The 16,295-nt window shown below is 37.6% G+C and carries 13 protein-coding genes; 4 read left to right on the top strand and 9 right to left on the bottom strand.

The annotated features are described in order from the left end of the window. Window positions 1–2: 2 nt before the first annotated feature. From CLV62_RS08025 to CLV62_RS07990, 7 genes are all read right to left on the bottom strand, one after another. Window positions 3–494, bottom strand: coding sequence for a GNAT family N-acetyltransferase (locus CLV62_RS08025; protein ID WP_110310258.1), 492 nt, complete (start codon window positions 492–494; stop codon window positions 3–5). A 6-nt stretch (window positions 495–500) separates the two neighbouring features. Then, the gene (locus CLV62_RS08020; protein WP_110310257.1) at window positions 501–908 is read right to left on the bottom strand and encodes a tautomerase family protein; all 408 of its coding nucleotides are present in this window, start codon (window positions 906–908) and stop codon (window positions 501–503) included. Window positions 909–947: 39 nt separating this feature from the next. Beyond that, a complete protein-coding gene (locus CLV62_RS08015; protein ID WP_110310281.1) occupies window positions 948–1,379 on the bottom strand; it encodes a GNAT family N-acetyltransferase in 432 nt (143 codons plus the stop codon). A 14-nt stretch (window positions 1,380–1,393) separates the two neighbouring features. Next, window positions 1,394–2,038: a SanA/YdcF family protein gene (locus CLV62_RS08010; protein ID WP_110310280.1), complete on the bottom strand. Its 645-nt coding sequence runs from the start codon at window positions 2,036–2,038 to the stop codon at window positions 1,394–1,396. 14 nt (window positions 2,039–2,052) lie between these two features. After that, entirely contained in the window at window positions 2,053–2,919 is an 867-nt protein-coding gene (locus tag CLV62_RS08005) for a nucleoside phosphorylase (protein ID WP_110310256.1), read from the bottom strand. Window positions 2,920–3,052: 133 nt separating this feature from the next. Beyond that, a complete protein-coding gene (locus tag CLV62_RS08000; protein WP_110310255.1) occupies window positions 3,053–4,612 on the bottom strand; it encodes a SusD/RagB family nutrient-binding outer membrane lipoprotein in 1,560 nt (519 codons plus the stop codon). Window positions 4,613–4,753: 141 nt separating this feature from the next. Further along, entirely contained in the window at window positions 4,754–7,963 is a 3,210-nt protein-coding gene (locus CLV62_RS07990) for a SusC/RagA family TonB-linked outer membrane protein (RefSeq protein ID WP_245904048.1), read from the bottom strand. A gap of 489 nt (window positions 7,964–8,452) precedes the next feature. Here CLV62_RS07990 and rlmH point away from each other — a divergent pair, with 489 nt between their 5' ends. The 4 genes from rlmH to CLV62_RS07970 all read left to right on the top strand — a co-directional run bounded on the left by rlmH (window position 8,453) and on the right by CLV62_RS07970 (window position 14,818). Next, on the top strand, window positions 8,453–8,926 hold the full coding sequence (gene rlmH / locus CLV62_RS07985; protein ID WP_110310253.1) for a 23S rRNA (pseudouridine(1915)-N(3))-methyltransferase RlmH: 474 nt from the start codon (window positions 8,453–8,455) through the stop codon (window positions 8,924–8,926). A gap of 375 nt (window positions 8,927–9,301) precedes the next feature. Beyond that, window positions 9,302–11,971, top strand: a complete 2,670-nt coding sequence (locus CLV62_RS07980; protein ID WP_110310278.1) for a TonB-dependent receptor — start codon at window positions 9,302–9,304, stop codon at window positions 11,969–11,971. A 19-nt stretch (window positions 11,972–11,990) separates the two neighbouring features. After that, window positions 11,991–13,916, top strand: coding sequence for a choice-of-anchor J domain-containing protein (locus CLV62_RS07975; protein ID WP_170120037.1), 1,926 nt, complete (start codon window positions 11,991–11,993; stop codon window positions 13,914–13,916). Window positions 13,917–14,026: 110 nt separating this feature from the next. Beyond that, entirely contained in the window at window positions 14,027–14,818 is a 792-nt protein-coding gene (locus CLV62_RS07970; protein WP_110310251.1) for a TrmH family RNA methyltransferase, read from the top strand. A gap of 94 nt (window positions 14,819–14,912) precedes the next feature. On the opposite strand, the gene secG is transcribed toward CLV62_RS07970, so the two are convergent. Beyond that, window positions 14,913–15,272 (bottom strand): preprotein translocase subunit SecG, encoded by a 360-nt coding sequence (gene secG / locus CLV62_RS07965; protein ID WP_110310250.1) that lies wholly within the window; start codon window positions 15,270–15,272, stop codon window positions 14,913–14,915. Between the two features lie 5 nt (window positions 15,273–15,277). Beyond that, on the bottom strand, window positions 15,278–16,174 hold the full coding sequence (locus CLV62_RS07960; protein WP_110310249.1) for a hypothetical protein: 897 nt from the start codon (window positions 16,172–16,174) through the stop codon (window positions 15,278–15,280). Window positions 16,175–16,295: the final 121 nt, after the last annotated feature.

Below are 16,295 nucleotides of genomic sequence, written 5' to 3'. Positions count from 1 at the left end.
TATTATATTTCTTTACTCATAAAACACACCCTGAAAGGTAAATGCTCAAAATCTTTAAAACTTGCTTCTACAAAGCCTTGTGATGAATACCACTTTTTTAGCTTCACATTCGAATCGATCAATGAAATCGAGATTTTCTTCGCCCCTAAATCCTGAATCTTCAAAGTAGCAAAGTTCATCAACTTAACTCCTGTCCCTTGATTTCTATACTCAGGGATAACAGAAACTTTCTCAATATAAAAGGTATCTGTTTCTCTTGACGATTTTTCAATTGCAATGCAGCCTATCAACCTATCATTATCAGACAAAGCATACAGATCAATTCCATTATTTAATTGATCTCGCAAAGTCTGCTCTTCAATGAAGGCGTTATTTGTGGGATTAGTGTCTTTATTGAACCCGAATTCTTTAGCAACTGTACCATGTGATACGTTTAACACATGTACAATTGCCGATAAATTTTCTTGTGAAGTAATATGCGTAAAATTGTCCATAAACAATCATTTTTGTTTTTCCATTTCGTTTCTAATTGTCATTGATATGCCATCAAATCCCCAGCTATCAGGGTTCAGCTCGGTTATTATAAAATAGTTTGTCTCATCACACGAACCGAGTGCCCGATGAATTATATTTTTACCTGCCTTTATCACCTCGGCCATCTGCGCAGGGTTACTTGTACCTTTCGAAATTCTTATCTCAACAGATACGACCTTATCATGTACTGATTTATCCATCGACTTGCCGCCTATGAACCAATTCGACTGATCTATTTCATCTACTGCTATAACTGTAGTATCAGGGTTACGCCCCATAATGTTTACAATTATATCCATCAGACCACCTATCAATAAATCTTTTTGGCTTTGATCAACTTGCTGCTTTACTAATTTTACATTTACAAATGGCATAGCTTACTAATTTTTAGTTTGTGAATAATTTGAATAGGATTATTTCAATTTGAAACGGTATACATTAGTTTCCCTTTTTACAAATCCGAGTTTCTGATATAATGCATTAGCTGCAATACGGGAAGGACTCGATGTTAAATCGATCTTAGTAACTCCAAGTTGGGTACCGGCATAATCAATTGCAAATCGGATCATCTTTTCTCCAATCTGTTTTCCTCTCATATCTACATCAACTACTACATCTTCAATAGAAGCTTTAATTCCCGTTGGTATTTTATATAGGACTAAGGTAAAAGTCCCTATTATTTTTCCGTCTTCCTTAGCGAGAAAAAGAAATATATTGGACAGACTCAGCATTTCATGAAGGTATTCCCTGGTTGGAGATTTACCATTCGGCGAAAGTTGAATCAACAACTTTCCTAAAGACTCTACAACTTCATCCGACACACTGACTAATCTTTCTATTTCCATATCTGATTTACTTTTCATTTTATCTCTACAGGCTCACCCAGAAATTTAGGCTGCTTATTTAGTATAATATCTACAAAAACTTTTACCCGCGCAAATTTCTCTCTCACAATAGTTTTATACGAAACACGTCCCAAGGCAACATCTTTAGCGTTGTAACCATACGCCGTATGACCATAATACTGAGCCAGAAAAACCGCTCTCTCATTATGAAATTTCTGAGACACTACAATAAACGAATCCTGTCCGAAAATCTCATTCATGCGCACCACCGAATCCAATGTACGGAATCCTGCATAATCAAGATAGATTATACTATCGGGAACACCCAAAGCCACAAGGGCATCACGCATATCTTCGGGTTCGCTATATCCTTCACGTCCATTATCTCCACTCATTACAAAAGCTTTCACCTTATCTGCAACGTACAACTCATGAGCAGCAGCAATACGATTATCAAAGTAAGGATTGGGCAACCCTCCACGTATATGCTTAGATGCACCCAATACCAGCGCTACCTTTTGAGGAGGAATACTATCAACATCATTATACAACCAGTCTTTTGTATCGTGAGGTATTTTCCAATTGGCAAAAACAAGCACAACGGCAATAGACAAAAGAGTAACCGCTATGTAAACGGCTACTCTCTTTATTATTTTCATTTTCCGTTTATTCATCAAATTCGATCAAGAACCGTTTTTATTAAATCTTCTATCGACCCTTTGTAATTAGAATTTGATTCTCCTGCCAAACGATTGGCTATTATTGTACAAACAGTCATCGCTTTATGTCCCATCAAACGACCTAATCCTGCAAGGGGAGCACTTTCCATCTCGTAATTGGTAATTACATCCGAGCCAAACTTAAAGCTTTCGATACGACTATTCAAGTCTGGGCTTGCCAACGGTATACGCACCGTCCGCCCTTGAGGTCCATAAAATCCGATCGCCGAGATAGTCACTCCTTTAATCATATCATGACCTATTTGCTGTACTAATCCTTCATCTGCTTTCACAACATACGGGGCACAATGCAAAGGAGACCAGTTTACATGCTTCTTAAAAGCCTCTTCAAAATCGAGTTCAGCTACCGAGTTGCGACCTTCATAGTAATTTAACACACCATCAAACCCTATTGATTTTTCAGAAACTACATAAGACCCGATAGGACAATGCGGCTGCAATCCTCCCGAAGTTCCTACACGCACCATAGTGAGTTGTTTAAACTCATTTTTCACCTCACGGGTTTTGAAATCAACATTTGCCAATGCATCAAGCTCAGTAATTACGATATCTATATTATCCGGGCCTATCCCATGAGATAAAGCTGTAATACGCTTTCCTTTGTATGTTCCCGTAATGGTATGAAATTCGCGACTCTGTACTTCACTCTCTATACTATCAAAAAATGAAGCGGTAAGTGTAACACGATCAGGATCACCCATCATTATTATTTTATCCGCCAGTTGCTCAGGTTTTAGATGTAAGTGAAATACACTTCCATCACTATTGATAATAAGTTCCGATTCCGGTATTATACTCATGCTATTATTTTTTATACGTTTAAATACAAATATACAGATTTTGAATTAGAGACAAACATCTTTCATCTGATAAAGAAAAGTCCCGAAAGGAAATTACCTTCGGGACTTTATCGTATTTAGTATATAACAAATATTATTTTTTATCCCACCATACTCTTGAAGTCATTTTATCTCCATCCGCAAGATTAGCTACAGCAGCCTGATAATTTTTTGCATTAATAGTTGCCTCCGATCTTGGATAAGTAAAACGACGAGGAATAGTTCCATTAGTTGCATTACCATAATAATTGATCTCTTTCAAGGCGGGATATCCCGATCTTCTCCAGTTAGCCCATGCCTCGTATTCATCGATAAAGGTTACAACCCAGTATTGAGTATTGATCTGATTCAACGCATCAGCTTCATTATAGGGATTGTCCTGCAAGTATTTGGCAATCTGCTCCGAGCTGATTCCTCTTACTCCATAGTCCGATATTTGCTCCATTGCCGATTTAACTGCAGCTTCATAATAGCTTTTTGCACTTCCTGTAATCCACCCACGATAAGCAGCCTCAGCCATCAGCAACAAGTTTTCAGCATGAGTAATCACCAAGGTAGGTGCATCCAGACGAGAATAAGTATAACGATTCACAACTGAATATTTATTAATATTACCTGCCCAATTTGGAGCTTTTGATATATCTGTAGCACCTTCCAGTTGATCAAAACCATTAGGCATACCCAATTGGACTACAGCTGTGGTATCTCCAAGCTCAAATTTGGAATCTAAAACTCCGTATTTAGGATTTTCACAAACTGTTGCAGTATAAATAAGACGTGGGTCTTTTGTATTTCGCAAGTGATCAATAAATGTCAGGCTAACGCGTGAAGCATCCGGATCGAGATGACAAAGCACTTTACCCGTAGCTTGAGCTGCATCATCCGTAGTTGGATCATGTAATATTGTTGCACTTTCCGAAGTGGTTGTGTAAAGCCCCCCTGCGACTGCTTTTTTTACCCATTTTTCGGCCTCCGCAGGATCTACTTTCGATAGTCTCATCCCCAATCTAAGCATTAAGGAATAAGCTGTTTTTCTCCATCCGTCAACATCTCCGCCATACATTATATCAGCAGCTTTTATATTATTTGGCTTTGAAGAATCTAATGTTTGGGCTGCTTCATCCAATTCTTTCAACATATCCATATAGATACTTTGCTGAGTGTCGTATTTAGGATATTTAATTCCCGATATATACCCTTGTCCCGCCTCTGAATAGGGTACATCTCCATACATATCGGTCATTCTATGCATCAAAAGAACTCTTACAATACGGGTCATCTGGAATTCATTTACTTTTGAAGCATCATCTTTCCATGCAAAATAAGTCTCCATCAATGTTTTTATACCTGAATCATACGAGTCGAAATAAGCAGCATTGTAATCCGAATTATAGGTATATTTATCTCCCGCCCAATAACCTTGGACAGAAGACAGATGTTGCATCATAGTACTACAATATATAAGATTGTTACGCCAAGCCGCCCAATCTCTTCCTGCGACAAATACCTGTGCACCTGTAAACATCATTTCAAACTTCATTTTGTCTCCCGTAACGTGTTGAGGGTCGGTGTTTACATCTCCAAAATCGCTGCAGCTCGATGATCCGAACAACAAACTTATGGCAGTCAGTATATATAATATTTTATTTTTCATTTTGTTTCAATTTAAAATTGTATTTAAGTCTCAGACCTTTTTAATGTTTTTAGAAATATGTAGACTCTACTTTTTTATGAATCTGAAACAGATCATTAAGTATCTAATGATACCTGCTAAAGAACTGCTATTCAAAGATTCTTAGAATTTTACATTTACATTAAAACCAATACTGCGTGTTGGCGGATAACCGTTCAATTCAAGACCTTGCCCGTTGGTGTTATTATAAGCAGATTCAGGATCAATGTTAGGAGTATGCTTTAACAATGTCCACACATTACGACCAACCAGCGACAGACTCAAAGCCTTCACAAATGACCCGCGTATCATAGATTGAGGCACACGATAAGCAATAGACAATTCTCTCAGTTTAATGAAGCTGGCATCATATACAAATTCTTCATCAATAGGATTTTCCGAAGAAATCCGTCTCCAATATAATTGAGCATCTACAGCCTTAGTATTGGGTGCCCATACCGGATTATCGGCAGTACCTGTATTCACTACGCCTTTACCGACATAACCGCCTACACGTCCCCCAAGGGTTTCTTCCTGTAAACCTGCCGAATATAAATTCAGATTTGTTCCCGAGAATATTTTTGCTCCAAATTTATAGTCAAATAACATCGACATTGAGAAATCCTTATAAGTAAAATCATTACGGAAACCTCCGGTTACTTTAAAGATACCATTACCTAATACTTCCTGATTATCGCTACGCACAGCATAACCGTCTTTATCGTATATTCTGTCTCCATTCTCGTTGGTCTTATATTTGTAACCCACAATCTGACCGTATGGATCACCTATAATATTCATAATCACAGCAGTTCCGTTACGAGCCTGTGCACCCTCTATAGAAAGAGAGTTAACTCCTCCCAGATATAGAATCTCACTATTATTGTAAGCAATATTAAACGAAGTATTCCACATAAAATCGTTTGTTTTCACTGGCACAGCATATACCATCGCTTCAATACCTTTATTCTGAATCTCTCCGATATTCATTACAGCACCGTAATAACCTGAGGTATAACTTGTAGATACTGTTGTAATATCATCGGTTGTTTTCTTTTTGTAAACAGCCATATCGAAACCTAAGCGATTATTTAGGAACTGAACATTCAAACCGGCTTCCCATTCTTGTATTTTAACAGGCTTAAGATTAGCATTAGGTATATTACGGTTAGTTACCTTACCTACTGATTGTCCTTGAATTTTGAATGTTTCCAACGAATAAGTCAGGTAGTTTTGATATGGGATAGTTCCATTTGAAGATTCCGCATAAGATGCTCTCAGTTTACCTGAATAAACCCAATCGGGCATTTTAAAAGCTTCACTGAACATAAAACTGGTACTTACCGATGGATAGAAATAATGGTTATTATCCGGGTTAAGGGTCGAGAACCAGTCATTACGACCCGTGAAATTCAAGAATAAATAATCTTTAAATCCGAAATCTGCCGTTCCGTATACAGAGTTTACACGATACTCCGAATAAGTCTGTGTATAAGGTCTGTTTGCCACATTATTAGCCGAATAGAAAAAAGGAATAATGAACGGACCTATTCCACCATCTGTACCAAAAGACTTATTTACTGTCCTTTGGGTATTTCCACCGAAAGTGGCGCTGATAGAAAATGATTCATCTACTTTCTTATTAAATCCAAGTAAATAGTTGCCATTCAACTCATAGTAATTTCTTTCCCATTCTTCGATTTTACCACCGGGATCAGCGCCCGCCCCTGTTGGTATTATCAACTGATAATCCATTATATAACCGTCACGGGTTACCTGCCCCTGAGCATACAACCAATCGGTTATATCGTATTTAAGAGTTGCTCCTGTAGTCAGACGGTTACGTCGGGTAGAATTACTACGCTCGTGTGTCAGGAAATAAGGATTATTGAAATAGACATTATTACCGGGAAGTAATTCAGAACGGTTTGCATCAACAGCAGGCTTTAACCATCTCACATCATATGAATTAGCTAAATAAAGCAATGTTGCATTCACATTGGCATTACCATCCGAAAGATTGGCTCTGTTTCGAACCTTCTCAAAAATATAATTTGCCGTAACAGTAAGGTGTACTTTAGGTGTTATATTATATGTTGTATTCATATTAACCCCTTGTTGCCTCAAACCCGAATTAGGTATAACAGAGGCATCTGTAATGTTGGAAAAGCCAATACGATACACCACTTTGTCTCCACCTTTTCCACTTAAAGCTACCGAAGTCTGATTGGTTATACCTGTGTTATAGAAATTCTTCCAATTATCTACTGGATTGTAGGCATATTCATCACCCAGAAAGTTGATGGCTTTGCCTCCATCCATTTTCTCTCCCCAACTCGAAGAATATGATTCTATGGCAGCAGTCTGAGACATTGGTCTCTTACCCTGCGTACCTTGCCCATATACTTTCTGAAATTCACGGTGATCATAAATAGTATTGAATGTTAAGTTATTATTAACCTCAATACCTATTCCCTCTACACCCTTCGACCCCGATTTGGTAGTAATAAGTATGGCTCCGTTACCTCCGCGATAACCATAAAGAGCCGATGCAGCCGCTCCTTTCAAGACTTGAATATCCGCAATGTCATCCGCACTGATGTTAGAAAGTCCATCGCCCATTTCAGCGCCTCCCCATGTTCCTGAATTTCCCTGAGTACTGTTATCATAAGGAATTCCGTCTATAACATACAAAGGTTGATTATTTCCTGTCAATGAAGCATTACCACGAATAACGACACGGCTACTACCACCCGGTCCTGTCGCATTATTAGATACACTTACCCCTGCGACTTTTCCTGTTAAAGCATTTCCCAGGTTAATATCGCGGGACTCTGTAAAATCAGATCCCGAAACCTGAGTAGTTGAATAACCTATCGATCGGGCTTGCCTCCTGATACCAAGAGCTGTTACTACAACTTCTCCCAACACCTGAGTATCTTCGCTCAGAGTGACATTAATAGCAGGCTTTCCTCCTACCGGCACTTCCTGTGTAGTAAAACCGAGATAGCTAAATATAAGAGTAGCATTCTGATCCGGAACATTGATAGAGTATTTACCATCCAAATCGGAAATCGTTCCATTAGTAGAGCCTTTTACTGTAATGGTTACACCTGATAAAGGTTCTCCCGCTTTATCAATTATTTGACCCTGAACTCTGTTTGTTTGCTGTTGCTCAACAAGCAAACTGCCTTCATTAAAATTCAAAGAAGTATTCTCTGACGCAAACAAAAAATTACCGGAACAACAGACAGATAATGCTATGGCTGCAAAAGAAGTCCGTTGGAAACATTTTCCCATGAGAATATGGGCTAATTGAGATTTGTGTTTCATAAAATAAATAGTTAGAAAATTTGTACACCCTTTTTCATAAGTATTTTTCGGGGTTATTAGATAATAAGCAACAGAATTGCCACCCGAAAATCATTCCTGATTAACAGAAATAGCTTTAAGAAGTATTTACCATGAGTTTAATTAAGATTAAGAGATTATTTGTGCTATTTTATATTTATTAGGTTTAAAATTAAAACTACCAATAAAGTTAACATTCGCAAATAAAAGCATATTTCAAATAAAACAATAACATTTTAACACAAATCTCATTTAAAATGCCCAAATATCAACACATCAATAAGTTAAACACAAACAATTAGCAAACAAACACTTAGTGATAAAAAATGAGATATATTAGAAAAAAATGAGATATATTAGAAAACACAAAAGCATGACATTATGATACAATCCGAAATAAACAGGAAATATGCCCTGCAATAAGTATTGTAACTTTAATAATCTTAATTTTGCATTTTAATTTGTCTTTATATGAAAATAAGTCTTCTTGTAATAGGAAAAACTGATGCGGGATATTTTGTGGATGCTATCCGTGAATACGAAAACCGTCTGGGGCACTATATCCCCTTCGAAATGCAAATAATACCGGACATAAAAAACACAAAAAACCTCTCGGAAGATCAGCAAAAAGAGAAAGAAGGAGATCTCATAGTCAAAAACTTACAAACAGGAGATTACATTGTACTGTTGGACGAACGAGGCAAGGAATTCTCATCCCTGCAATTCGCCTCTTACATAGAGAAGAAGACACATACAGTAGCTAAACGCCTTGTATTTATTATAGGTGGACCTTATGGTTTTGCTGAAACAATCTATAATAGAGCTTCGGAGAAAATTTCATTGTCTAAAATGACTTTTTCCCATCAGATGATTCGCCTCATATTCATAGAACAACTCTACAGGGCAATGACTATACTAAATAACGAGCCTTATCACCACGAATAAGAACAGAATACGCACAATTTTAAATGTTAATTATTTTAGCGTATGGGTAATTATTTTATTATTTGTTCAGAACTAACTATAAAAAATCTTACCTTTGTCTCTCATTTAAGTTATCTATTTCATTATGTGGAGCTATTTCTCCAGAAAATGCTTTTTTTTATTATTTAGACCTCTAGTTCTGCGAGTCTACAATTTTTGTCGCCTGCAAACTAATCTATATAAACACAAGTCCCATTATTATATCTCTGCTGAATGAGTTACTGGTGGAAACATACTAAAAACATTACAGTTGAGGAATCTGCATCTCAACTATACACTCTACAGCATAAAAAACATCTATTACATTTTATAATCCCTAAACTATCAATTTTTATCATGAGGAGAAAACTGCTTTTTCTGCTTTTCACTATTTTATTTAGTTCGGTCTCAGCCTTTTCGCAAAATGTGATAAAAGGTACAGTGATTGACAAAGACACTAAAGAAGCACTTATTGGTGTATCTGTGTACTCCGAAGGTGCTAAACTAGGAACATCAACAGATCTTGATGGGTCCTTCAGCTTGAATGTTCCATCACTACAAGGTAAAATTACATTTACTTACGTAGGATACAACTCCTTGAAACTGGATGCAAGAGCCGACTTAGGCACAATCGAACTGGAAAGTAGTGCCATAGGTCTTAGAGACGTGGTAGTTACATCTTCCGTTGCCATCAGACGTAAGACTCCAGTAGCAATGTCGATAATTGAGCCCGAAATGCTGGAAGCTAAATTAAGTTCTCAGGAATTCCCCGAAATTCTAAAATCGACTCCGGGGGTATATGCCACAAAGCAAGGTGGAGGTTACGGAGACTCACGTATCAACGTACGTGGATTTGAATCGGCCAACATTGCAGTAATGGTGAATGGTGTTCCTGTTAATGACATGGAATGGGGAGGTGTTTACTGGTCTAACTGGGCAGGTCTCTCTGATGTAACTCGTTCACTACAAGTACAACGTGGTCTTGGGGCATCTAAAATTGCTGCTCCATCAGTCGGAGGAACAATTAATATCCTTACTAAATCAACCGATGCCCAAAAAGGTGGGTCTATACTATATGGTATAGGTAATGACGGATATAACAAAGTTCTTTTCAGCCTTTCAACAGGGCTTAACAAAAACGGATGGGCAATGAGTTTCGTTGGAGGCAAGAACTGGGGTAATGGTTATATATTAGGTTCGGAATTTGAAGCATACACATGGTACGCCAACATATCCAAGATAATCAATGCAAATCACCAATTATCTTTTACTGCCTTCGGGTCACCTCAATGGCACAATCAACGTTATAATAATGATAAAATGTTGGTTACAGAATGGCAGCAACAAAAAGAGAAATATCAATTCAACCCCACTTACGGGTTCGATGCTCAAGGACAACGTGTTAATGCAAACCGCAACCGTTACCACAAACCTCAAATTTCGTTAAACCACTCTTGGTCTATTAACGATAAATCGAGCCTGTCATCGGCACTCTATCTGTCTATCGGTGATGGTGCAGGTAATGCGTGGAGAGGTGCTTCGACATCCTCCCTTTATGGAACCGTAACTGCAACAGGTACATTAAATGGCATAGGAGTCAATAAAACAGGCCACCGGAACCCATTAACCGGTTATATGGATTACACCAATTTACAGAGTGATAATGCACCTAGCGACGTTAACACTACCGGCTCCAAAACAGTACTTACAGAATCGCGTAACAACCATATCTGGACAGGTTTAATCTCGACCTATACAAGTCAGTTGACCGATGAAATTAACTTTTATGGAGGTATAGACCTTCGCTATTACGCAGGCTTACATGATGGACGGATTATCGATTTGATGGGAGGGAGCTTCTATGTTGATCCTGCCCGGGCTACAATCAAAGATCCCACCAGTACTGTAGATAAAAATGAGAAGCTAATAGTAGGAGACATTGTATATCGTGACAACACTGGATATGTTGTTCAAACGGGAGGATTTACTCAAGCCGAATACAACAAAGACGCATTAAGTGTATTTATCTCCGGATCTGCATCGAACAATACCTATTGGAAAATCGATAGGTTCTACTATAGCAAAGAAAATCAAAAATCGGAAGTAAAAAGCTTCATTGGATTCAATATAAAAGGAGGAGCCAATTACAATATAAATGAAGAACACAATGTATTCTTTAATACAGGATATGTATCCCGTGCTCCGTTTATGAGTGGAGGTTATTTCACATCCATACATACAAGCAACACTGTGAATAGAAATGCTGTCAATGAAAAACTATTTTCAGCAGAAGTCGGTTACGGATATCGCTCTAAATTTTTCACAGCTAATCTGAATGTATATTATACAAAATGGATGGATAGAACATCAGTGAGAACATTTATTGGAGATGATGTGGATGCATTTGTAAACCTGAGTGGCCTCGATGCCCGCCATCAGGGGATAGAGCTTGATTTCGTAATCAAACCAATACACAATCTCGAAATAACGGGTATGGCATCTCTTGGTGACTGGATATGGGATAGCAAAACTTCGGGCTTAGTTTATGACGCCTATGGAAGGCCTAGTAATGGTAAAACCGTGATTGACGCTAAAGATCAGAAACCGATAACAATCGACATGAGAGGTGTGAAAGTCGGTAATTCCGCTCAAACAACTTTTGCTACAGGAGCAAGCTATCATTTATTAGACGGCCTTACTATTGGTGCAGATCTTACAGTTCTGTGTAATAACTATGCCGACTATGCTATCGAAATACCCGATATTGGTGGAACATATACATATTATACACCTTTTAAAGTTCCTGATGTAGGTCTATTAGATTTACGAGCAAATTACCGGTTCAAGATGGGTCCCTTCGATGCTAATCTGATGGGCAATGTAAATAATGTGCTAGATCAGACATACATTTCAGATTCGAGAGATTTACAACCCAGAAATCCGGGGAAACACGATGACTGGACACAAGTTGCTGTGATGTATGGCTTTGGCAGAACATATACTACCACTCTGAAAGTGAATTTTTAATCCGAAATAGAAAATGAAAATGAAGATATATATATTATTATTGACAACAATACTCACAGCAACATTTTCGGCTTGTGATTATAATGATAGTTTTGATGGATTCGATGAGCTTTCGAAACCGACAAATGTATTAGCAGGGGTAAGCTATACATTTGCGACGACAGATATTACCTCCATTGTAACCGCTTTAAATGCGAATAAAAATGTAAAAGACTCTGCAACAGCAAAGACTTTAAACGCTGATAAAATGTTCTCGGATCAAGCTGATGCAAGAATACTTATACCTTATTTTCTGAAAACAAAATACTACGCAGCAGACGTTAAATCGTCAGTGAAAGTTACCTATCAGTATAAAGAGGGGCGAAATCAAGTTGTCAGGAATCTGTCTACTGCCCCTTATGCGATTACAGATAGCGATTATAAGTTAATATGGGGAGATAATGCCGTAACAGCTTTTACTCCGGAAAAATCTCCGGAGAAATCAATTCCTGTAATTCTGACAAAAAACGTAACTGCTCCCGTAGAAGGAATGTTCAAGAATGTTGAATATTATTATTCCAAAGAGGAACCAGTAACAACTATTGTAGAAAGTGAAATCTTCGAAGAAGATTTCAATAGTTATCCTGCAGGATCGGGAGTATTAGTAGCTATCGACGGTTGGATCAACAAAGACCTTAAAGGGGCTATTGGCTGGCAGAACAGAACATATTCTAACAATAATTATGCTCAGGTTTCTTCTTATAATACCAAAGCAGTTAATGATGTAAGATTAATTACCAAGATTATTGATTTGACAGGAACAACCAGTCCTAAATTTACCTTCGATATTGTTGTTGGTAATTTTACTGCCAGTTGTTTATCTATAGAAGTGTCTGAAAATTTTAGTGGAAAAGACGCTAATATAACAACCGCAACATGGAAGGATGTTACAAGCAGTTTTACCATACCTCAGCCGGCTAGCGGCTATACGACATGGGCCAGTGCAGGCACCTTAGATTTAAAAGCATATAAAGGTAAAAAAATCTATATCTCATTCAAATATTCGGGGGATGACACTTCAACTCCAAAGAAAACAACAACTTATCAAATTGACAATGTAAGAGCATTTGATGAGATAAGCGGTATAGATGTAAAAAATAAGGAATTAAGATATACTCCATATAAGTATAGAAATGCTAAATGGCAATCTGCTGCGGATTCGGTAATAACTCTTCAGCCAACCGATTATGATGCAATGGGTCTTAAATTCCTGACTACAGCACAAGCACCCGATTTCTTGCCTGCATTCTTAGGGCTTAAATTCCCTTTTGCACAAGAAGGAGACGCTAAAACAATAACATATAAAGTATCTGCGACTTCATGCTACGCTGATGAATATGTATTCTCAAAAGGAAAATGGTCTGTTAATACTTTCATCCTTGAAAAAACCGATCAATTTGTACTTTCGACTCTAGGATGGGTATTCGATCCTACCTTGCATGTCACAATGAAGAAAGGAAAAGAAAATACTGACGATTATATGATGATAGTAAACTATGTAAAAGCTCATGAGGCAATAGCCAATCCTGCATTAGTAAGTAGTTATGGAGATTCTGAATACTATTACGGTTTTAGTGGAAATTATGGAAACATCTCATACCGGGAATCAGACAGGTCGTTGGATACAACATATCCTAAATCGGGAACTACGGCAGAAAAAGCTGCATTCATGGATCAACGGGCTATTGAAGGAATAAAGGTATACCTGACCCTCAAATTCCCGGATACTCAGCCTCAGGTAAACGGTATTGACCAACTAGCTGAAGTGACAGTGTTGATTTATTCAAACCCTATAGGCACTAACACAAATGAAAACTGGACGTACACGCTTCAATGTGTTGGAAATAAAGAGTGGAAATACATCCAAAGACAATCTCAGTACGGTACTATAGAAAAAGCCGAATAAAAGAAATAACTCTTAGCATATCAAAAGAGCTTACCTGAAAAGGCAAGCTCTTTTGTTTTTGATATTTTATTCGGATACATCAAGAAATTTATATTCCTTTGTAAATAGATATGGAACGAATTACAAGTCTGCAAAATAATCGCATAAAGAACATCGTAAAACTGGGCAAAGCTAAAGAACGCAAAGCACAGAACCTTTTTATACTCGAAGGTGCACGAGAACTAACCCTTGCGCTTTCTGCCGGATATATTGTAGATTCAGTATTTATCTGTCCCGATCTATTTGACAAGACGGATTACCCTCAGGTACTAAACAGTATTAAAGAGGATATTAAATATGAAGTATCAGAACAAGTCTTTGAGAAGATTGCTTACCGCGAAGGTTCGGATGGACTAATTACATTGGCTAAACCAAAATCTCATACACTAGCAGATCTTAAGCCGAAGGACAATCCTTTCATTATTATACTGGAGGCTGTCGAAAAACCAGGAAACTTAGGAGCTATACTAAGAAGTGCTGATGCGGCACAAGTAGACGCAGTCATTATTTGTGATCCATTGACAGACATTTATAACCCCAATGCGATAAGATCAGGTGTAGGATGTACCTTTACCGTACCTACTGCTGTTTGCTCGTCGGATGAAGCCCTAATGTGGCTAAAAGCAAACAACATAAAATCGTTTGCAGCCGAATTGCAGGCATCAAACTGGTATCATGAAGAAAATTACACACAACCCTCTGCAATTGTAATGGGAACAGAAGCTGATGGACTAACTCCCTTCTGGCTGAACAATGCCGATCGGAGGATTAAAATTCCGATGAGAGGTAAAATCGATTCGCTGAATGTATCGGTCTCTACAGCAGTCATAACCTTCGAAGCCATGCGGCAACGAGGCTTTTGATATTCTCGATAATCCAAAACGAAAAGAAGAGGAAAGCGACAGTTACGAAGCTTTCCTCTTTTATATTTTAAGAACTCTGATAAGACGAAGCTAATTAATTAGCTGGCTCAGGAGTTGATTCCGGCGCTTGTGGCAATTGAGGAACCGCAGTTGGTTGTGGCGATTGCATATCAGGAGCTTCAGTGTTATCTACAGGAGCAGCTATCTGAAGTGGTTGTCTAGCTTGAGCATTACTAGTTATTACTTTAGTACTCGCCATACTTAAAAGAATAACTGTTCCAGCCAAAATCCATGTTGTTTTTTCCAAAACGTCTGCTGTTTTAGGAGCTCCCATAAATTGGTTAGACGATGAAAAATTAGAGGATAAACCTCCACCTTTTGACTTTTGAACTAAAACAACCAAGACCAAAACAATAGACACTATAATGGTCACAATAGAAAGAACAATTTCCATATCTCTTATTTATTTTTATTCGAATTTTTTATTACTTTTTCTAAAAATGATAATTGGTCTGCAAAGTAAATATTTTTTTCGGGATAATTCAAACTCAAACGCTTAATAATTTCATATGCCCGGTTATATTTCTTCTGTTTAATATAAATATTAGCAAGAGTTTGCGTAAAAAAGAAGTCATCGTCCAATTCTTCCTCTGTTTCATCCTGCAAAGGCACATCATCCCCATCATACAAATTATCCTGAATAGACGGATCAAACGTGATGCGCAGATTTTCTTTATCTTGGGCTTTAGTGATAAAACTATCAATAATGCCCTGATGCTTCATCTGAACAACCTCCCCAATAGGTTCAATCTCTTCTGATACTTCAATTTCAGCTTCAACATCAGATATAACAACTTCGTCGTCACCCTTACCATGAAGATCTATATCTTCTATAGAGAAGGAGGGAATACTATCCAGATTAACCTTCTCACCGGACTCCGTATTTACCGACGATTCCAGATATGAAAAGTAATCCAGCGAAGCCATACTCGAATTTATAATAGCATGCTCCAGTTCACGCTGTTCATCCGTATTATCAAGCGTTTCAAAGAATGCACTTATCAATACATTAGTGCGGCTTTCAGGTAAAGCATGACCTGATTTTTTCTGAAACTCTTTGTATTCGGCACTCATCACATAGTAGAACAACGCCTTCCTATCCATTATAAAAGGAGCTAATCTATTCAGTTCTGAGGAAAAATTATCCGATTCACCAAGATGCAGACACTTGATATAGGTATATAATCCGGCTTGAAAAAATGGATATTTCTTCGTCAAAAGTTGCAATTTAAGAAGCATCGAAACATCGGGCTCTTTCTTTAATTCAACCAATTCATAAAAATCCTTTATATTCATAGCCTTCTCTTTTTTCTGGTATAATAAGTAGATAAAAAAATTTAATGATATACTTTCTAATGATAACTACTTATTGCTGTTTTTCTTACCAAGGCAACAAAAAGGTCTGAGACCTTATATA

This window comes from Indolivaga alginatilytica (genome assembly GCF_003201355.1).
GTDB lineage: Bacteria > Bacteroidota > Bacteroidia > Bacteroidales > Dysgonomonadaceae > Dysgonomonas_A > Dysgonomonas_A alginatilytica.
This window is presented reverse-complemented; position numbering and strand designations above follow the sequence as displayed.